Source organism: Prevotella veroralis, from assembly GCF_018127765.1.
GTDB classification, from domain to species: domain Bacteria; phylum Bacteroidota; class Bacteroidia; order Bacteroidales; family Bacteroidaceae; genus Prevotella; species Prevotella veroralis.
The window spans coordinates 266,873-288,134 of record NZ_CP072330.1; the positions used below are offsets into that span (position 1 = coordinate 266,873).

A 21,262-nucleotide genomic window follows, 5' to 3' on the forward strand; every position below is an offset into this window, starting at 1 on the left:
ATAACGATATGAAAAGAAATATATTCTATGGCTGTATGCTCCTTGCTTCAGCCCTTACGCTACAAGCATGTAGTGATATTCTCGACGAAGACCCAAAAGGTAAGCATACCCCTGGTAATTTCTTCGCTTCACAAAACGACCTTGATGAAAGTCTGTATGCCCTCTATGAGCAGGTGAATCATACTCAAAACTACACCAATCCAGGCTATCCTCAATGGCAAGGTGACGATATTACGGCTAATCCAGGCTCTAATAAGCAGGCTTGTGCAGAGATAGATAAGTTCCAAGTGTCCGATAACAACAAGGGTGTAAGGGATGCTTGGAGACTGCATTATAATCTCATTCAGGCAGCTAACTACATCATTGACAATGCAGAGAAGACGCCTGTTGCTAAAGAGAACATCGACCTTGCCATCGCTCAAGCACGTTTCTGGCGTGCATACGCATACTATTATCTTGTGCGTGTGTTCGGCCCTCTTCCCATCAATCTACACAATGAAGATGACAACAGACCAACTAAGTTAACTGATGTTCAGGGCGTCTATGACCTCATCGTATCGGATCTGGAGGCTGTTGATGCTATCAATCTGCCAACACATTACACATCAGCTCCAGCCCAACTCTTCGGTGTTGACGTCTATGTAACGCAACAGGCGGTGAAGTCAACACTATCCGCAGTCTACATGTCAATGGCTGGTTATCCTCTAAACAAGGGTCAGGAATATTATGCGAAGGCTGCAGAAAAGGCAAAGGAGGTTATTGATGGTGTGAACAGCGGCAAGTATAACGCTACTATGGATGCTGATTGGCGTAACGTCTATTCGTATGGTAACAACTACAACAAGGAGACTATACTTGGAATCAACTTCTCCCCGACAAAGAATTGGTCGACTGATTCAGAGTTCTCAAGCTGTTGTTTCTTTGAGAGTATCGGTGGATGGGGCGATGCATGGGGTGAGATTAAGTTCTGGAAAGACTTCCCTGATGGTCCACGTAAGCGTGCCGTCTATGATCCACAAATACGTTTAAAGGATGGAACGCTCGTTGATTGGTGGGCACTTGATGGTAGCGGTAAGCCTATTGTGGCAGAGCGTCACCCAATGTTCTCCATCTTTACCATCAATGCAGACGATAATGGCAAGGAGATTAAAGCACCTTACGACTACACCAAGAAGCCTTACAAGGGTATGTGTACCGACACTCGCCATCAACTCATACGCTATCCAGAGGTATTACTATGGTATGCAGAGAGTGCAGCACGCAGTGGTGGCAACCTCGCACTGGCTAAGGAATGTTTGAAGAAAGTGCGTGCTCGCGCTGTTGATGGGGCTGCGGCAACAATCGTTGATGGTGTTGCTATTGATGCTATGACCCCTAACCAGCTTGCAGAAGCCGCCTTTAAAGAGCATGGATGGGAAGTTGCTGGTAACTGGGTTGCCCTTGCTACACGCCGAAGTGATGAGTTGCGTATGAACATTCTACGTAAGAACTTCGAGTATCGCAAGGCGAATACACCGCTCACCGTAGCTGCTGGATTCGTTGCAACAGAGAGTGTTCCGGTCACAGGAACATGGAATGATAACATGAATTACTTGCCTTATCCGGGTGCAGATGTTGAGAAGAATTCAAACTTGAAACGATAGTTTCTTTATCTATTAAGCCATTCTAACCTACCTATAGTACCTCTCTTAGAGCGTTAACCATAGGTAGGCTTTCTTTATAATTTCAGTTACTTCTGCCTAAGATTATGATTGATACAGAATGATATGATAATGACTTAGTAAGAACTAATACTCCTCTTATCCGCATCTAAAGTATAGCTCACAAAGAACGATACAGTCAAGACTATCTTCGTTGTAGCCTTATACACTCCATTTTCACCTATTTGATAATCCGTTATACCATACTGTATAACTGATTATACCAACGCATAGTAATGAGGTTTTGCATTGAGACTGTGTGTTTCAGAGCTTGAGACTGTGTGTCTCAGAGCCTGAAACTGTGTGTCTCAAAGCCTGAAACTGTGTGTCTCAAAGCCTGAAACTCTACGTCTCAAAGCCTGAAACAATAAGTATCATAGGTTCCGACAATTCCCCATTTGCCCCTCTGATAGGTAGATATATCCTCTAAACACCCTCTTTGTGGTGCTATCTCCAATCGAAAATACCGTTCCCAACTGGCTCTCGTAAAACGTCTCCTCCCCTTAGGAGAGGCTGGGAGGAGTTTCCAGACGAGGGCATCTATTCCTACTTTCTTCCGTCACTTTCAATAGGACTATATTGTTTTTATATACAAAGAGGAGGGTGTGTCAAAATAGCCACACACTCTTTTTTATGCACAAAGCCCCGACTTTCTCAAGCCAGGGCTTTGCTATTTCCTAAAGTTTTTGTACCTTTAGGCATACAAAAAAATCTCATTATGACAAAGGTACACTTTCGTTCTTACATACACAAGAAAATGATTCTTTTTCCTCAAAGAATCGATAAGGATATCGCAGAAGATAACCCTGTTCGTCTTTTAGACGCCTTGGTGGATAATCTTATATTGGATAATGTCTACAAGCTTTATAAGCCCAGTGGGCGTAAGCCTTATCATCCACAAATGATGCTCAAGGTGATTCTTTACGCCTATATGAATAATATCTATTCCTGCCGTCGTATAGAGTCGCTTCTCAAGCGTGACATTCATTTCATCTATCTGGCAGGATATGAGCAGCCTGATTTTATTACCATCAATCGTTTTCGTAATCGTGTGAAAAAGGAAATCAACAATATCTTCACACAAGTGGTATTAGTACTTGCAGCCAAAGGTTTGATAAGTCTTGACGTTGAATATATTGACGGCACAAAAATAGAATCGAAAGCCAACAAGTATACCTTCGTTTGGAAGAGAACCGTGGAAAAGAACCGCGCCAAGTTGCAGGAACAAATACGCACACTCTTGCTTCAGGTTGATGATGTCATAGCTCAGGACAATGCCGCTAAGACAGAAGGTGTCGAGTTTACTGCAGCTCTGCTCGATGAGATATCCGAGGAATTGAACAAGTCTTTGGAATCAGCCCCTGAGCCTAAGACTAAAGAAGAGAAGCAGGCTGTTAGAACCAAGAAAAAACAGCTTAAAGAACTTGAGAAGAAACGTAATAAACTCCAGGAGTATGACCAACACCTTGAGATTATGGGAGAGAGAAACTCCTACAGCAAGACCGACCCTGATGCCACGTTTATGCACATGAAGGAGGACGCTATGCGGAACGGACAGACTAAGCCTGGATATAATCTGCAGATAGCAACGGAGAACCAGTTCATCACCGACTTTGCACTCTATGCCAATCGTACCGATACACTCACACTACCTTCTTTCTTGGAGTCTTTCAAATCACGCTATCATCGTTATACCAAGACTGTCGTAGCCGATTCGGGGTATGGCTCCGAGGAGAACTATCTGTTCATGGACGTACATAATATGGAAGCCTATGTGAAGTATAACTACTTCCATAAAGAGCAGCGTCCACGCTACACACCTAACCCATTCAGTCCCGCAAGCCTTTATTATAATAAGGAACAGGATTTCTACGTCTGCCCTATGGGACAGCATATGAAGCGTATAGGTATGAAGCGTTCCCTAACCTCTAACGGATTCGTTACTTACAGCGTACGTTATCAGGCAGAACGCTGTGATGGTTGTCCCTTGAGAGGCTCATGTTTTAAGGCAAGAGGGAACAGAATTATAGAAGTAAACCACCAACTACAGCACTATAAACAAAAGGCACGGGAACTACTGACCTCGGAAGAAGGCATCAAGCATCGAGGACGAAGGTGCATAGAACCTGAAGCTGTTTTTGGACAAACAAAATATAATAAAGCCTACAAGAGGTTTAGGCATTTGGGAAAAGACAAGGTCAATATGGATTTTGCCTTCTTTGCTATTGCCTTTAACATAGGAAAAATGTGCAAAAAAAATAATCTCAAGGAGCTAAAAGCTATTATGGAGGTACTTTTAGTCACCTTCAGATGCTCTATAGAAGTTTATATAAGCTATTGGAAGCCCAACAAATCATTTTATATGAAATTAGCGGCATAGCTGCAGTAAATAACGAATTATGCGGTAGATGAAGTAAAGAGGAGTAGAAAAGAGGATGTGTCCATTTTGACACACCCTCCTTCAAAAGTCTTATATCTACAATTCTATTTGCCTTTCTTATTTTGTAGATTATTCTGCATTAGACTGTCTGCTTTTGGTTTTAGTTCCATATTATAATCATCTGCATGCTTCTTGATTCTTTTAATCATTGCAGCATTGCGATGAATGTCAAACACATCATTGAGCCATAGGATTTCTTTTGGGCTACAACCTCTCCATACTCTGATGATACGGAATTCCAAGGCGTCATCTTTGTATTGCAGTTTGCTTTGCCACAAGAAGTAATTACCGACCAAAGAAACAAGACAGAGGACAGACATTGCCACCACAATAGTAAAGACTTTCGAGGACTTGATGTCAAAACTGTGCCTATGGATATGTTCTTGTTGCTTTGGCTGCTCTTTCTGCTCCTCCCACTCGTGTAACATAGTCAAGACACTTGCCACCAATTCGTCAATGGACTTAGCTTCTTCATCCTTGATACGCACCTGTACACCAATGTACTTGTTAATCACATCTTTTGTACGCTGTTCATACTTGTTGTGCAATTCTTGTTCCTGTTGTTCGTCACGTTGTACAGATGTAGATGGAACAGGGAGAGAAACAGAACCGTTCTCCTTTTCTTTCAGTTCCTTTAGTTCCCTGTAAATTGTCTCCAACTTGTTTTTGATTTCCTCAAAGAGGACGAATGTATTATTATCTGCCATAATTATAAATGTATTTTACGTTTTTTCTTTTTCTTCTTTTTATCGAGTGTGTTGTAAACCTCCGCAGGGACAGTGCCGTGAGTCTGGAACAATCCCAATCCTCCTTCAATGAGTTCGTTGGCTATTTTGCTCGTAACACTTGCAACATTGGATATGAGGTTTACCACTCCTTGCATCTGTTGTTCGTGTTCCCTGTTATTCTGGTGCAAGGCAAAGTCTATTTTAGAATAGCTGAAATTCCTATCCACTTTAGAGCCATTGAAATGATAACCGTTCTTTTCAAAGATAATCCCCTGTACTTCCTGTGAGTTACCTTTATACTTAAAGCGGGCATCAATCCCTTCTCTCTCCAAATGAACAAGTAACGCTTTCCAATCCCTGCACCGAGTAATTTCAGTTTTCAACGCCTGATAGATTTCATACTTGGTCTTATCAGGTTCTTTCAAGCGATGTTCCTTGACCTTCTCCTTGCCACCAGCAAAGTATAAACAGTATTTGGCGGTCAGTTCCTTACAAATCTTTTCGCTTCTGAACCTGTCGTTACGGTCAGAGATAGTCTTGCCGTTGTTATCTATCCGATTAAAAGCGATATGAATATGTGGGTGCTCCTTATCGAAATGGCGACCGATAATGTACTGTGTATCTTTTATCCCCATCTTCTCCATATACTCACGAGCCGTCTGTGCCATGAACTCGTTGCTTAATTTGGGAGAATCTTGTATCGAAAAACTCAAGGAGATATGCCCTACAACCTTACCCACTCGTGGATTCAGTTCTGTTTGGTCGATGAAACTTTGAACAATATGGTTGATACTGTCTGTTCTCACTCCGGAACTGTCTATGAGTTCTGTTCCTTTCTTCGGGTCAAGGATGTAATTAATAACACCCTTGAAGCCTGAACCTTTCATTATCTTGGCAATCATTTTCGTATCAGATTTAGGATTTCATCAATCTTGCTAATGATGATTTTATGGAAAGGAGCAACTGAATGAAACCCTTCCGCATTGGCACGATGTGCCAACTGATTGAGATTATTTGCCATTCCACACAGCTTGCGGATGAAGTCTGCTTGCTCTACGGTCAGTCGTTCAATGACATTTCCTTTATCAAGAACTTTTCTTACAAACTCACTCATGGTTACTCCTGCGCTTTTGGCTTTGCCTTTGAGCGTATAGTAATCTTGCGTATTCAGTTTCACAGTGATACGGTATTTCTTCTTTTCGGCTGCACCTTTGGTTGGACGACCACCTTTTTTATATTCTGTTTTTATCATACTTGTTTTTTTAATTTGATTTGATGGAGACCAGCGAGATAATCCTCTGCGCCGAGTGTCGGGAGGTAGAGCAAGTGGTTTTGGTATGCCCAAAACATAAACTTGCTCTCCGAAAGATAGATGATGCAAAACTATTCCTGTAATCATAGCTTAATCCCTTTGATTTTCTTATTTTCTGCTTTCTCTGAATGCTTGAATTCAGCACATAAATAGTCGTTTAGGTCTTTATAATTCTGGAATACGGAAGAGCAGTCTTGAACATCAAAAGCGTCTCTTTTGAGTTGTTCTAAAGTTCGCTTTCCTCCTTCATCATTATCTAAATATGAACAGATGAGCTTGTGCTTTGAAAGAAAAAATCTTGATTTTTTGATATTATTAATCGAGTTAAGTATCAGTGCAGCTTTCTTCTCTTCATCTGGACTCATCGTAAGCAAACTAAGATAATCCATAAAACCTTCAAACAGATTGATTTGTTCTGAAGGACTGGGAACATACGAGATATCGGAAGGAGGCAAACACCCTTTGAAGTATGGATTGCGCAACGCATACCCATAAGAATTGTTTGGAAAATCTATTGCGTAAAAACTCCTATCACCAATTCTATAATGGATTTCCCTACAATATTTTTTCGCAATGTTCAGATTGATTCCTCTATGTGTGAAATATTCCATGAGATTCGGATGACATAAGTTGGTAGAGCTGATAATCTCTATACGTGATTGGCTTGGAGAATTTGTTTTACTATTAGCTATGGATAATTTCGGCAGGTTATTTTGTTTGCCATTAAACAACTCTATAGCTTGTACTAAACTGCAATTATGTAATTTCATAACTAAATCTATAAGACTCCCACCTTCATCAAGTGCAAAGTCATACCATAGATTTTGGTTATAATCAACTTTGAAACTTGGAGTATGTTCATTTCGGAATGGACTTTTATACATTCCGTAATAGCCATAATTCTTTGTTGGATATATAGACATACTACCTAAGTAATCTTTAATTGATATTGCTTTAATTTCATTTATTGTCATACTTGTAACTTTTAAACCTATTACTTACTACAATGTTATTGTTTTGTAAGTCATTGACAATGAAAGGAAAATATGTAGTACAAACTATCTTTGTAGTAATCATTGCATCTGTATATGATAGGTTGGTAGTAATGAGGTAGTAATACCTTATATCATTATTTACTACGGTCTAACCTTTTTTCTTTCAATGCCTTATCCCTCTTTGTAGTAAAGTAGTATTAATAATTTGTATTGTAACTTTGAATAAAGGGATTTGGAACAATCTTGCGTATATGGTAAACATACATTGGATTGCCACCTATCCTTTTGGATTTCCGCAAGAAACCCGCCTTTTTCAAGGCTTCTCCCATTCTCCTTTCACTTAGGTTAAGCGTTGTGTATCCACGCAAATAGTTTAGGATTTCAGAAGTGTCATATAACTCTCTTCGGTTGCTGCTGGCTTTTCCATGCCTTTAAGAAGCATTTCATACTCAACAGTCTGCACTTGAAACCCTTCGTTCTCTTGATGCAGTTCAGCTATTTCCTCTTCATTGAACCAATAATGATAGTCAACTCTCCACAATTCAACTGCTTCGGAGTACACCTTATTGATATTAATCTCTTTAGCTGCGTCAATATCAATATGTTCAACTTCAAAAGGTAGAAAGCGACGACTGCCTGTCGGATCTGTTAGAAAATCATTACCATTAACAGATGCCATAAAGCTTGCTAAGTGAGGATACTCTTCTATGTAAGTGTCGTATGGTCTACGATATTTTACTCTTGGTGTCGTTATCAGATTCTTCAATTCATTTTCATCTCTCTTATTGAGTGCCTTTAGCTGGTCGTCAATATTGATAAAAAGATATTCTGCGATCAGTGTTTGTACATCTTTTCCTTGTGGGTCAATCTTTCCTGTGAAAAGATAACTCTTCAGTTCTTCTGGACAGAGTAAATCAAGGAAAGTTGTTTTGAATTTTCCTTGTTCACCTGTAAGAACTAAACATGTATGATTACGACACTGTAAATCATCCATAGCATTGGCTACGACAGCAACCAACCATTTTACAAAGTAGTGTTTCCATTTATCAGGATTTCTCACCACAACACAATTTGCCAACCTTATAATTTCAGATTCATCTTCACCTTTAGGCTTTGGAAGATTCAACAAATACTCACGAATCGGGTTAACTTTATTGCAAAAGTCGCTCTCCAATATTGCTCGAATATTATCAGCTGGAGTATATATTCCCAAAGTCCCATCTACCAGCCGACGCATAGAGTTAATATCGTATTTAGTAAGAGGACGAAATGAAGTATTAGAATCTTGTTCTCGAAACTCTGTTCTACTTTTAACTGTATTAAAACGAAAAGCATAATGTTCTTTCAAGAATTGCTCTATGCGTTCATTCTTAGATTGCTTGGCTCGCCCTTCAGTTCTTTCCTTTTCCATAATGCATATAGTTATAAAAGGGAAGAATCAGAATGTTTCTCAGAGATAAAAGCTTTTGCCTCCTCGTTGATTTCGGCAACAATCTTTTTTTTACCTCCTTCAATCCATGCTAACAACTCATCTTCAAAAAAATAGAGATGCTTACCATTCTTATAACAAGGTAGTAAGCGTTTACGTACTAAGGTGTAAACCGTGGGTTTGGCTTTCCCTATAAGTTTACACGCATCATCTATTCCAATAGGAATACGTTTGGGAGGGACAACAGGTGTTTGTCCTTTACATACTAAATTCTTGATTTCAGCAACTTCGCTGACTAAGTGAGCAACGGCCTTTGGCAAGTTCTCAAAAGTGATTTCATTTTGTACCATAATACTCGTTATTGATTTTTACGGTGCAAATGAAAAAAGTGTTACCTCTGTGTCCTAAGACACTGAAGAAACACTATAAAAACACAATAGGTTTGTGTGTTATTCTGTGATTTGGCGGTCTGAAAGGCTTTGTACAATAGGTATAGTGCCTTTCTTCTATCATCATGAAGATGACTTTTTATGGTTCCAACTTCCGCATCTTTAATCACTTACTTAACATGCCTTCTCCTTTCGCAACTCATCAAGATAGCGGGCGGTGATAACACCAGAGGGCAAAGCGATAACAGCTATACCGAACAAGGACGAAAGCATACTTACGAAACGACCAACGTCGGTGACAGGGCACATATCGCCATAACCTACCGTGGTAAGTGTCACGGTTGCCCAATACAAAGCATCAAAGAAAGAGCGGAAGGTAGGTTGACCTGTATATGGGTTAATGTGGGGTTCGACATTGAACAGTATGAGTGTCGTCACGAAGATATAGAGCAGAGCCAATACCAAGACAGAAGACAGGACCTGACGCTCCTTATAGAGAATGGACATGAACAAACGCACCTTGCTTGATATTCCAAACATCTTCAAGACTCTTGTCAGTCTCAACAGGCGTGTGAAACGGAAGAGCTTGAATGCAGGGTTAAGCAGCGTTACGGCAGGCAGGATAGACAGTAGGTCAATGATTGCCATAAAAGAAAACGGATAGGTGAGAAACGCTATCTTACGATTGTTGCTTCTCAAATCAGCCGTACCCCAGCGAAGCAGGTAATCAATGATGAACACGAGCGTTGAAGCCATTTCCGTAAACCAAAACACTTTGTACGTACCCATAAACATCAGCGGAAGAAGGCTTACGAGAATGGTCAGAACCATAAACCAGTCATAAGCCGTACACATCCAATCGGTATGTGACTTCCTGTCTATTATGTTTGCAATCTTCTGTCTATTCATATTACTAAATGATTTCTTGTGAACCAACGACATTAAATAAGTTCATTTAAAGAATTGGACAAGCTAATCCAATCAATTGGACTGACTAATCCAACTCATTGGACACTTCTGTCCAACTCACAGGACTAACGTGTCCAATTCTATAAGCTATATACCTTTCTATAAGAACCTAATGAAGAACTGTCAGAGAATGTCAAGCAAATGTGTGCAGATATCTAACTGTATCTTGCCAGCCGCATCACAGCGGCATATTGTTCTTCATAGCGATCGAACTCGATGGCACTACCGTCATAACCCATTTCAGTAAAGGAAAGGCGAACCATCTTCTGCTCTTCTTCAGTTATGGCACGGCGTTGCTGCTTAACCTTGTAGTAAACTTCAGAGCCAAAGCACATCATTACTTCGTGACGGACACGCTTCAAGTCAGCCATCCGCACATTATCGTAAATGCGAGAGATGCCCCACGCAAAACGTTTCTTTCGCTTCTGTTCATAGTACGGACACGGCTGTGCACCCGTTACCACTTTCGGGTTCAACATCATATACCGTTCCCGCCCACCCGACTCAAGCATCGTGTAGGCTGTATAGCGCAAACACTGGCTGGCTTTCTCGCAGTGAGTGCCAGCACAGTGTTCGTAATCGTAGGATAATTGGTTGTATTCTTCTTGGGTCATAGAATTACGGCTTTTGTAGACAACCACTTTTTGCCCACGTATTCATACTTGCTGTAACAATAATAAATATAACAGATATGGGCAGCAACGTTAATATGATCGTATGAGGTACACAGCCGTTATGCATGTTGAGGAAAGATATTATTATCCCAACATAATGGATAATAAAAACTATTATCCAAAGAATAAAAAGAAATTGCCCTATTAAAATATTTAATTTAGAAACAGAGTAGCATCCAGCTTTACCAGACAACAATCTGGAATCTAAACTCCAAGGTACTTTTCCCATATTCAGCATAGAATATTCTCTCTTAATTCCTAAATCCTCCTCATCTTCTATTTTACAAATTTTCTGCTCATATACTTCAAACCAAGCCTTCGATCCTTTTGCCATCATAATCCATATTATTGAAAAGATAATGGCGCATAATGCCAGTGCACAACAAATCTCATGATATATTATATGCTTGCTTGTACTCTCAAGTAGTTTTGATACTAAAACACCATAAGCAGGGAAAAACAAGACTAATAAAGCTGATAAGAATATAGATCGTTGCCAAAGGTTTGATATTTCAAAGTCTCTCAATCTGTAAAATGTTTCCCGCAGGTCTTTATGAGAAACTTTTGTTTGTTCATTACTCATAATTGTAAGGTTATAAAAATAATCGCAGCAACCCATTACTGGATTACTGCGATTATATTGTTGTTATTTTACTTCACTTCCTCAAAGTCAGCATCCTGAATGGTGTCATCCTGCTTTGGCTGCTCCTGCTGACCTGCATCTGCGCCTGGCTGAGGACCTGCCTGCTGACCGCCTGCCTGGCTGTACATCTGTTGTGATGATGCCTGCATTACGGTGTTGAGGTTGTTGATAGCTGTGTCGATGGCTGCAACGTCAGCTGACTTGTGAGCATCACGGAGCTGCTGGAGAGCAGACTCGATACCTGACTTCTGGTCGGCTGGAATCTTATCACCGTTGTCCTTCAAGAAGTTCTCGGTGGTGAAGATCATTGAGTCTGCCTGGTTCAGCTTGTCAATCTTCTCACGCTCCTTCTTGTCGTTCTCGGCGTTCTGCTCAGCCTCGGCCTTCATGCGGTTGATTTCCTCCTCGCTCAAGCCGCTTGAAGCCTCGATGCGGATGCTCTGCTCCTTACCTGTTGCCTTGTCCTTAGCAGATACGTTGAGGATACCGTTGGCATCGATGTCGAATGTTACCTCAATCTGTGGAACACCACGGCGAGCTGGAGCAATACCTGTCAGGTTGAACTGACCGATAGACTTGTTCTGTGCTGCCATTGGACGCTCACCCTGCAGAACGTGGATAGTAACCTCTGTCTGGTTGTCGGCTGCGGTAGAGAACACCTCACTCTTCTTGCAAGGGATAGTAGAGTTGGCATCGATGAGCTTTGTCATCACGCCACCCATCGTCTCAATACCGAGGGTCAATGGAGTAACGTCGAGCAATACGATGTCGCCTACACCGCTCTCCTTGTTGAGGATAGCACCCTGGATAGCTGCACCGACAGCAACCACCTCATCTGGGTTAACACCCTTTGAAGGCTCTTTGCCGAAGTAGTTCTTCACCAAGGTCTGCACAGCAGGGATACGGCTTGAACCACCTACGAGGATCACCTCATCGATATCTGATGTCTGCAACTTAGCATCACGGATAGCGTTCTGGCAAGGAACGAGACAAGCCTGGATGAGGTTGTGTGCCAACTGCTCAAACTGTGAACGGGTCAAGGTCTTTACCAAGTGCTTTGGAACACCGCCCTCTGCTGTGATGTAAGGCAGGTTGATCTCTGTAGAAGAAGAGCTTGACAACTCAATCTTTGCCTTCTCGGCAGCCTCCTTCAGACGCTGCATAGCCATCGGGTCCTTTGTCAGGTCGATACCCTCATCAGCCTTGAAGCCGTTAGCGAGCCAGTCGATGATGACCTGGTCGAAGTCGTCACCACCCAGGTGCGTGTCACCATTGGTAGAAAGTACCTCGAACACACCGCCACCAAACTCAAGGATAGAGATATCGAACGTACCACCACCAAGGTCGAACACGGCAATCTTCATATCCTTGTTCGCCTTGTCAACACCGTAAGCAAGCGCTGCAGCAGTAGGCTCATTCACGATACGCTGTACGTTAAGACCTGCAATCTGACCAGCTTCCTTAGTAGCCTGACGCTGTGAGTCAGAGAAGTATGCTGGTACGGTAATAACTGCGTCTGTCACCTCTTGACCGAGATAGTCCTCAGCGGTCTTCTTCATCTTCTGCAATACCATTGCAGAAATCTCCTGTGGAGTATATTTACGGTCGTCAATCTGAACACGTGGATAACCACCCTCGTTAACAACCTTGAATGGAACACGCTCAGCCTCTTTCTGACACTGTGCGTAAGTCTCACCCATGAAACGCTTAATAGAGTAAATGGTCTTCTCTGGGTTTGTGATAGCCTGACGCTTAGCAGGGTCACCCACCTTACGCTCGCCGCCCTCAACGAAGCCAACGATAGAAGGTGTAGTACGCTTACCCTCGCTGTTAGCGATTACCACTGGCTCATTACCTTCAAATACAGCAACACAAGAGTTTGTTGTTCCTAAGTCAATTCCAATAATCTTTCCCATAATCGTATATTCTTTTATTATTATTTACTATTTAAATACTATAACACGCTGGTCTTCAAGACAGTCGAGGCTATCTCGCTGGGCTAGATTAGCTAGCTTTCACAGCGTCATACGCCTACTATTAAACAAAGGATGTGCCAATGGCATAAGACTGACATATTGGCAGAAATAGAGAAAAGCATTGGATGTAATTAAAAAATAGATTCGTTCAAGTTACGAGTAGACTAATTGACAAGTTAACGAGTTTACGCCGCAAAGTAGGGACAGACGCCCTCGTCTATCCACTAAACCTCCCTATTTCTTTGTGAAAATATCCCTTATGAGGAAAGACGAAGGCTTCTATCCCGACCTTGCCGCATTACATTCAATAGAGGTAAATAATGGGCGGTATCAAAGAGAGGCTTTCCTCAATGCGAGAAAAGGCTCTCTTGGTATCAAGGAAAGGCTTTCTTTAAATGTAAGAAAGGCTCTCTTGAATTCAAGAATAGGGTTCTGTTATAAGGAAATGGATTCGTTTTATTTGATAACAAACTTATAGATTCCATTCTGACGAGACCCAACAACAGCTGTATTACCTATTGCTATAGGTGAAGACTCAAAGTTGCTTGCTACATGATGCTTATAGAGTAGTTCACCATTCTTTGCTCTTATCAGATAGACCATACCACCTGAATCACCTGTAAAGATAAACTGCTCGCCCTTTTCATTCATATATCCAATAGGTGACGACCATGCAAATTGATTCAAACGAGTTGTATAAGCAATCTTGCCATCGGTGGTATTAAAGGCTACTAACTGACCTGATGACTTACCCTTTCCATCGGCTCCATTACGGCAGATATTGGCAAAAATAAAACCTTTCGCATCTCCTCTGCCTAACAAAGGGGTGCAATACATTCCACCATCAAGCACTTTCTCTCCTATTTGTATTCGATTACAAGGAATCGTCTGCACCCATACTTGCTCACCAGTCAAGCCATTGAGCTTAACAAAGTAACAAGTTCCACTCATTCCTTGCTTGTCTACTTCACAACCACAATATATATAAGGTGTACCATTCTCAACCTCGCAGACGATTGTTCCATCAATATCATCGTGGTTGTCGTAATACCAAACTGGCTTCATGGTGTTGAGATTTACGCAGATAATACTACCATGATTATCACCAAACCAACCATAATTACGATAGGCACAAAGGCTGTTTTCAATACCAGGGGCAGAGTCATTGATGGTGTAACGCAATGCACTTACAAGTCTCAAGTACCCTTGCTTACGGCTATACTTGTATAAACTGCCATCTTCACCAGGCCAGAAAAGATAGCCACCTACCTCTATTGGCGAAGCATCAGACGCATACCAATGACGTAAGGCACGTGAGTCACGATCAATGAATTGCGAGTCTTTGGTTTTGTTCAGATCGATTACTAACCGTCCAATTGGTAGGTGATTAGGGATGCCCTGACCTACATATAAGTTCTTGAAAAAAGGGTCAATAGAGGGTGTCCCTTTGATGGTGTTATGCACATCTACGGATGGTCTTGATGCCTTACCAGTAATAAAGTCAATGAAATAAGTGCGACTGCAAAGGGATGACAGGATGATTTCATTACTCTTACTAAGATACAATGGCTGTCCTGTCCAGCCACTTCCACCTCCCCAGACACCAAAGCGTGTGTGCTCTGTGTTATAGTAGGTATCAAACTTCCAGGCTACTTCTATGGTATCAGGAGTGCCCTTCACTACTCCTCCGAAGTCCGCATTGCGTAATGGATCCTTACGGAATGTGAGGATATCAGCGCTTTCGTAGTCAGAAACCTTTCCTTTCAACAGACTTTCCGAATTGCCCTCTGCATCTATAGACCACTTCAATTTATTGGCAGAAGCATACATCGTGTCGGGCAAATAATGGTCTTCTATATTTGATTCAACAGCAACGGAATCTGTAAGTGGACTTTGAGTTTCAACCTTCTTAGCATCGTGACAAGATAAGGCTGTCACCAGTAAGGATACAGCCAGCACCGTTTGATAGTAATTTCGGGGCTTCACGTTATATTATTTTAGGGTTTTAATCAGAGGTATCAATTAATCATTATCATACATCTGGGGCAAATTCTTTAGGTTTTGATAGGTTGACTTTATGTCGTCCCAAGTGATATCGAAATCTTTATCTATCGTCTTTGGTTTGTCATTCAATGAGTGAGTAATCAGCCAATCGTATGTTTTCTGGAGATAAAAAACACGTGCCAAGATCCCATGACTACCACCTTGTAACCAATCATAACGCAGTAATTGATCACGATGATTGGCTTGTAAATAATTGACAACACGCTTTGATTCGTTTATAGAAATGGCTCTGTCGGCTGTTCCATGCATAATCCAAAGGGGCACTTCACCGAGCCCATCCATGTTTTTTAACGTCGTCCCACCACACAAAGCCATGCCGGCTGCAATCTTATCGGGATAAGTTCCGACGAAATCCATTGTACCATAACCACCGAGACTCATGCCTAGGACGTACACACGACTTGCATCAATGGAATAGTGAGACATCATCCATTCCAATATATTATTTAGTTTCCTTGGACTCCAAGAACCACCTGGATTCTGTGGAGCAACCACGAACATGGGGATAATCTTGCCCTTGTCAATAGCATCAAGAACGCCATAACGCCTCACTTTGTTCAAGTCTTTCCCACAGAGACTAGCACCATGTAGGAAGATAATAAGCGGTAACGGATGCTTGTTCTCCTTGTATTCATCAGGCGTATATATCCAAAAGTTATAGCCATCGGGAACGGCATTATATTTCGTTTCAAACTGTCCTTCTGGTCTAATTTGTGCCGAAATATTCAATGTAAAGAGCAACATTATTATAGAAAAAGCGTACTTTACCATATCATTCTATAATCTTATATGAACATTGTAAATAGTTAGTAAGTATCAGAAATACTTATATTTAGTCTTGAGATTACAAAGTTACAAAGAAAGACTTACATACATCAAACCTCCAAAAGGAAACTTATAGAAAAAAAGTAGGGGTAAACCTTTATCTGGTCTACCCCTACTAATATTCTTGTTTAATAATTAGCTATATTCGAGCTAATCGATTAACTTGATTACTTTACGTAAACAACTGCCAAACGGTTAGATGTTACACCCTGTACGCCTTGACCCTTAGCCTCGTCAACAACAACGCCACGACCCTCAAGGTACTTAGCTACAATGTTTGCACGATTCTGTGATAGACGATCATTGAACTCCTTTGAACCTTCTGGAGAAGCAGTACCAACAATCTGTACGTGACGACCAGACTTAACAGAGTCAAGTGCCTTCTTAGCTTCGTTAGTGAGGAAGTACTTGCCTTGAGCGAATGTTACAAATACTAAGTTATCAATGCAAAGAGTCTGAGTTGTCTGAGTTGGAACCTCCTTAACAACTTCTTTAACAACCTCCTTAACAACCTCTTTTGGCTTAGCGTTCAACTGATCACGGAGAGAGTTAATCTCATCGTTCAACTCACCAACATTCCAAACCTTGAAGTTGTGAGTACCGTTAGAAGTCTTGAACTTGTAGTTCAAACCAACGAAGAGACCAAGCTGAGCAGCCTGACGACCGAACTGGATAGCATCACCAGGACCGTGTGTAAGGTTCCAAAGGATTGCTGGCTCTGCATAAAGCTGCCATGCTCTGTCCTTACCAAGGTTATAAGCGAATGTAAGACCAGTCTTTGCTGTCAACTCTGTATCATCACCTACATTGTTAGCCTGAATGAGGTTATTATCACCGAAAGTAATCCAGTAACCGATACCAGCCTCTGCACCTACTTCGAAACGACGCTCTGGATTGTAATCACAGAACAAGTTTGTGAAGTTGATAGTACCATTCAAACCGAGGTTAAGACCACGAACGATAGTGTGACTATTAGCAAAACCTAAAGAACCTGTTTCCCAACGGTTGTCACCGAAGAAAGCAAGACCTTCGAGGTTAGCACCATAAACTGGGCTAAACTGCTTACCTAATTTCAGACCTGCAGCAGCGTTAAGAGGAGCAAAATGCTTGAAGCTCATAGGACCCATTACACCGCCCTCAACACCTAAATAGACGTTATCAAATGGCTTAGCTTTCTCATAAGCTACTTGAGCCTGCATACTACTAATGCCCATTGTGAGCATTGAAAGTGCAATCAAAAACTTTTTCATAAATGCTTAATATTAATGTATTGATTTTAGCGATCTCTAATTCTAGGGTGCAAAGTTAGTATTTTTTTTGAATAGACCATATCTTTTTCAGAAAAAATATTGGTTTTCTTTAAAATATAGACATATACTTGCTATTTTGATATGACAACCATTAAGAAATACAGAAAAACAATAAATAGAATGCCCATTATCTATTATTTAATATTTAATTAAAGTAGACTTGTCCTCAACCTCTGCAGTTCTATCCATAGAGGAAAGTATCCCCTAATATTAACGAAGTGCTTTGTTTGATTCAAGAGAAGGCTCTCTTCATATCGAAAGAAGCGTTCCCTCTATTGAAGGTCTTATAGGCTTCAGAACATGACATAGAACATCAAGGCTTTAATATCTATCTCTCATTTGGTTTGAATAATCTTATTGAATCTAAAGGAAATCTGTTTTACTGTCACTCCTATCACTCTTTTAATATCAACAAAACACTGATAACTAATATGTTAGTATAAATGTTAAAAGTGACAGCAAACTAAATTAAAAGTAAATTAGGGTTTTATAAGGGTAAAATAAATAGAAATACAGGATAGAAGCCATCAAGGAAGAGACATCCTTAGACGCTTATTTCATCTTAAAAACAACGTAATATATAAAAGAAGAGGTGTGTCGTTGCTATACTGACACACCTTCTTTAATTATTTCTTATTTGTATAATTACATAATTGTAGTTATAATCCAACCTTATTAAATAAGCCCCTTTCTTTCTTACAAGGGATATTCCTCAAAGGCATATAATACTGTTGAGAGATAACGCTCACCCGTATCTGGGAGCAAAGTAACAATGTGTTTACCTTTATTCTCGGGGCGTTTTGCAAGTTCAATAGCCGCAAAGACTGCTGCACCTGATGATATACCAACAAGTAAGCCTTCGCTCTGTGCCAACTGACGACCCGTGAGTATCGCTTCGTCATTATCGACTTGGAAGATTTCATCAACGTACTTGCTGTTGTATGTAGAAGGTATAAAACCAGCACCAATACCCTGTATCTTGTGCGGACCACTTTGTCCGCCGCTTAGCACGGGGGATGTTGCTGGCTCCACAGCAACGACCTTTACATTCGGATTCTGCTCCTTCAAATACTTGCCAACACCGCTTATTGTACCGCCAGTTCCTACACCGGCAACGAAGATATCAACCGATCCGTCCGTATCACGCCATATCTCTTTACCAGTTGTCGCATAGTGTTTCTGCGGATTAGCTTGGTTCTCGAACTGCTGAAGAATAATGCTTCCTGGAATCGAATCGCGCAATTCCTCTGCTGCTTTGATAGCCCCTTTCATACCCTCTTTACCGCTCGTCAACTTCACAGTAGCACCATAAGCTTTTACAAGGTTACGGCGTTCTATGCTCATTGTTTCTGGCATAGTAAGGATGAGTTTATAGCCTTTCACTGCGGCTACTAATGCCAAACCAACTCCCGTGTTACCACTCGTTGGCTCGATGATAGTGGCTCCTGGCTTCAGAAGTCCTTTATCTTCTGCATCCTCAATCATCGCTAGTGCAACACGATCTTTGACACTTCCACCAGGGTTAAACGATTCTATCTTTGCTATAATTGGCTGCTCAAGTCCTTTCAAAGAAGAGAACTTATTTAATTCCAACAAGGGTGTATTCCCAATCAGTTCTGTGAGTTTCTTTGCAATCTTTGTCATATCCGTTACCTTTAATTATTCGTTTCATCTACCAATCAAAACACTTATCACCGCAAGTTCTAAGTGTTTTGTTTCTTTTTCACAGGTGCAAAGGTACGGAGAAACATTGGTCTTTAAAATACTAACTTTGTGTTATTTCGCATACCACAATTATGGTATTTACGTTAAAAAGAGCCTTTTCTATCGTCAAACAGATAAAAAGCACTATATTTGCGATAGTGTTATAATACTACAAGAAAGCCTTATGCAGAAATATGCCAATTATATAGAAGAGATTGAAATCGACTCCCTTTGGAGTGGAAAGAAGCACATTCGATGGACATTAGATCGGCAAGTTAATATCTTAAGTGGTATCAATGGCGTAGGAAAAAGTACTATTATAAATAAAGTGGTACGCTCTTTTTCACAAGGCGGAGAGTTTCCCAGTCATCTACTAAAGGGCGTTCGGTTGAAAGTGAACCCTTCCGATGCCAAATGGATACGCTATGATATTATCCGTTCGTTCGATCGCCCGCTGTTAAATTCGGACAGTGTTAGTAAGATGGATGGCAATCTTTCCACTGAATTAGACTGGCAGCTCTTTCAGTTGCAACGCAAGTATCTGGATTACCAAGTGAACATTGGCAACCGAATCATTGCTACTCTACAGAGTGGAAAACCTAATGCTACGGAAGAGGCACAGCACATCTCCCTTCCCAAAAAGCGATTCCAAGATATGATAGACGACCTCTTCACCGAAACAGGAAAGACTATCATTCGCACGGAGAATGAGATTCGTTTCTCACAGATAGGCGAAACGCTCTATCCTTATCAGCTCTCAAGCGGAGAGAAACAGATATTGGTTATCCTCTTGACAGTACTCGTTGAAGATAATAAACCATACGTTCTCTTTATGGACGAACCAGAAGTTAGCCTGCACGTAGACTGGCAGAAACGACTAATTGACCTCATTCTTGAACTGAATCCCAATGTTCAAATCATCCTAAGTACGCATAGTCCGGCTGTGATAATGAATGGTTGGATAGACCGAGTAACGGAAGTTTCGGATATTACTGACAAATAATAGCAAGGGAAGGAGGCACTATGAGCAGACGACTCCGCGACAATCTATCATCGGCATACATCAATGCTGCCAATCAACTTAATGGTAAGCATGCACGCAGAAAGATTATTGCATACGTCGAGGCATACGATGATATCTTCTTTTGGAGGACGGTGTTAAGTGGCTTCGAAAGCAATGATCGCTTCTTTGAAGTTATGCTTCCGTCACGATTGAACCTAACGAAAGGGAAGAAGTCGGTGCTTATGAACCTTATTTCAAATCAAATGGGAGAGAACATGATAGCGTGCGTTGATGCGGATTATGACTATCTTTTACAAGGCGAAACAGCTACTTCTACACAAGTCATCACTAACCCTTACGTCTTTCATACCTATGCTTATGCCATTGAAAACCTACAGTGTTACGCCCAAAGTCTGCATGATGTGAGCGTAGCTGTTACCCTTAACGACCACGCCATATTTGACTTTGAATCCTTCCTAAGCCAATATAGCGAGATAATCTATCCTCTCTTTGTTTGGAGTATATGGACTTATAGACACCAGAAGTACCGCCAATTCACTATAACCGACTTCAATAGAGTTATCGAAATAGGGCACTTTTCTATCTATAATGCTGCTGAATCCTTACAAAGACTGCATCATAAGGTACAAAAGAAGATACGCCAATTACAAAAGGAGAACCCTTATGCAAAGGAGGATTACCTACAACTAAAGAGAGAGCTAAGCGCGCTTGGCGTTACACCTACTACCACCTATTTATATATACAAGGGCATCATCTCTTCGACAACGTTGTTGTACCCATCCTTAAACGTGTCTGCGACCGACTGATCAGAGAGCGAGAAGAGGAGATAAACCGCAATGCGGTGCATGATACGCAGCGTCGGAACGAGTTATCAAGTTACAGTCATAGCGTTGAAACAATCGTTTCCATGTTGAGAAGGAACGTAGGGTACAGAAACGCAGAACCTTTCAGAAAACTGCAAGAAGATGTTAGATTGTTCTTAGAAAGACAATCTACACAAGAAGAAACAGCGAATGAATAAAGCGGTAGTATCATCCTTGACACTACCGCCTTACGCTTATTTTATCTTAAAAGAATGC

General features: G+C 41.1%; 17 protein-coding genes and 1 pseudogene. 4 read left to right on the top strand and 14 right to left on the bottom strand.

The features are described 5' to 3' along the window. Positions 1 to 8: 8 nt before the first annotated feature. Positions 9 to 1,643 (top strand): RagB/SusD family nutrient uptake outer membrane protein, encoded by a 1,635-nt coding sequence (locus J5A55_RS01110; protein ID WP_004382306.1) that lies wholly within the window; start codon positions 9 to 11, stop codon positions 1,641 to 1,643. A gap of 775 nt (positions 1,644 to 2,418) precedes the next feature. Beyond that, on the top strand, positions 2,419 to 4,080 hold the full coding sequence (locus J5A55_RS01115) for an IS1182 family transposase (protein ID WP_211802929.1): 1,662 nt from the start codon (positions 2,419 to 2,421) through the stop codon (positions 4,078 to 4,080). Between the two features lie 104 nt (positions 4,081 to 4,184). On the opposite strand, the gene J5A55_RS01120 is transcribed toward J5A55_RS01115, so the two are convergent. From J5A55_RS01120 to cysK, 14 genes and pseudogenes are all read right to left on the bottom strand, one after another. Then, positions 4,185 to 4,847 carry a hypothetical protein gene (locus J5A55_RS01120; protein WP_004382303.1) on the bottom strand — a complete coding sequence of 221 codons (663 nt, stop codon included), beginning with the start codon at positions 4,845 to 4,847 and terminating at the stop codon, positions 4,185 to 4,187. A 2-nt stretch (positions 4,848 to 4,849) separates the two neighbouring features. Continuing rightward, a complete protein-coding gene (locus J5A55_RS01125) occupies positions 4,850 to 5,770 on the bottom strand; it encodes a relaxase/mobilization nuclease domain-containing protein (RefSeq protein WP_004382302.1) in 921 nt (306 codons plus the stop codon). Next, positions 5,767 to 6,120 (bottom strand): plasmid mobilization protein, encoded by a 354-nt coding sequence (locus J5A55_RS01130; protein ID WP_039850913.1) that lies wholly within the window; start codon positions 6,118 to 6,120, stop codon positions 5,767 to 5,769. Before J5A55_RS01130 ends, J5A55_RS01125 begins: the two co-directional genes overlap by 4 nt. A 143-nt stretch (positions 6,121 to 6,263) precedes the next feature. Continuing rightward, positions 6,264 to 7,154 (bottom strand): toprim domain-containing protein, encoded by an 891-nt coding sequence (locus J5A55_RS01135; protein ID WP_004382300.1) that lies wholly within the window; start codon positions 7,152 to 7,154, stop codon positions 6,264 to 6,266. Between the two features lie 218 nt (positions 7,155 to 7,372). Further along, positions 7,373 to 8,586 (bottom strand): annotated as a pseudogene (locus tag J5A55_RS01140) (virulence-associated E family protein). An 11-nt stretch (positions 8,587 to 8,597) separates the two neighbouring features. Then, a complete protein-coding gene (locus J5A55_RS01145; protein ID WP_004382297.1) occupies positions 8,598 to 8,954 on the bottom strand; it encodes a helix-turn-helix domain-containing protein in 357 nt (118 codons plus the stop codon). 213 nt (positions 8,955 to 9,167) lie between these two features. After that, positions 9,168 to 9,902, bottom strand: a complete 735-nt coding sequence (locus J5A55_RS01150) for an ion transporter (RefSeq protein WP_039851094.1) — start codon at positions 9,900 to 9,902, stop codon at positions 9,168 to 9,170. 215 nt (positions 9,903 to 10,117) lie between these two features. Next, on the bottom strand, positions 10,118 to 10,576 hold the full coding sequence (locus J5A55_RS01155; protein WP_004382294.1) for a DUF6078 family protein: 459 nt from the start codon (positions 10,574 to 10,576) through the stop codon (positions 10,118 to 10,120). Between the two features lie 4 nt (positions 10,577 to 10,580). Continuing rightward, complete coding sequence (locus tag J5A55_RS01160; RefSeq protein WP_004382293.1) at positions 10,581 to 11,219, bottom strand: RipA family octameric membrane protein; 639 nt, start codon at positions 11,217 to 11,219, stop codon at positions 10,581 to 10,583. 68 nt (positions 11,220 to 11,287) lie between these two features. Further along, positions 11,288 to 13,195 carry a molecular chaperone DnaK gene (gene dnaK / locus J5A55_RS01165; protein ID WP_004382292.1) on the bottom strand — a complete coding sequence of 636 codons (1,908 nt, stop codon included), beginning with the start codon at positions 13,193 to 13,195 and terminating at the stop codon, positions 11,288 to 11,290. 516 nt (positions 13,196 to 13,711) lie between these two features. Beyond that, entirely contained in the window at positions 13,712 to 15,241 is a 1,530-nt protein-coding gene (locus J5A55_RS01170) for a PQQ-binding-like beta-propeller repeat protein (RefSeq protein ID WP_039850912.1), read from the bottom strand. Positions 15,242 to 15,277: 36 nt separating this feature from the next. Continuing rightward, positions 15,278 to 16,090 (bottom strand): carboxylesterase family protein, encoded by an 813-nt coding sequence (locus J5A55_RS01175; protein WP_004382289.1) that lies wholly within the window; start codon positions 16,088 to 16,090, stop codon positions 15,278 to 15,280. Positions 16,091 to 16,311: 221 nt separating this feature from the next. Continuing rightward, complete coding sequence (locus tag J5A55_RS01180; protein WP_004382288.1) at positions 16,312 to 17,394, bottom strand: OmpA family protein; 1,083 nt, start codon at positions 17,392 to 17,394, stop codon at positions 16,312 to 16,314. A gap of 756 nt (positions 17,395 to 18,150) precedes the next feature. Next, positions 18,151 to 19,098 (bottom strand): cysteine synthase A, encoded by a 948-nt coding sequence (gene cysK, locus J5A55_RS01185; protein WP_004382287.1) that lies wholly within the window; start codon positions 19,096 to 19,098, stop codon positions 18,151 to 18,153. Positions 19,099 to 19,342: 244 nt separating this feature from the next. Between cysK and J5A55_RS01190 the strand changes: the two genes are divergently transcribed. Further along, the gene (locus J5A55_RS01190; protein WP_039850910.1) at positions 19,343 to 20,161 is read left to right on the top strand and encodes an AAA family ATPase; all 819 of its coding nucleotides are present in this window, start codon (positions 19,343 to 19,345) and stop codon (positions 20,159 to 20,161) included. 20 nt (positions 20,162 to 20,181) lie between these two features. Continuing rightward, the gene (locus J5A55_RS01195; RefSeq protein WP_004382285.1) at positions 20,182 to 21,204 is read left to right on the top strand and encodes a DUF4435 domain-containing protein; all 1,023 of its coding nucleotides are present in this window, start codon (positions 20,182 to 20,184) and stop codon (positions 21,202 to 21,204) included. Positions 21,205 to 21,262 lie beyond the last annotated feature (58 nt).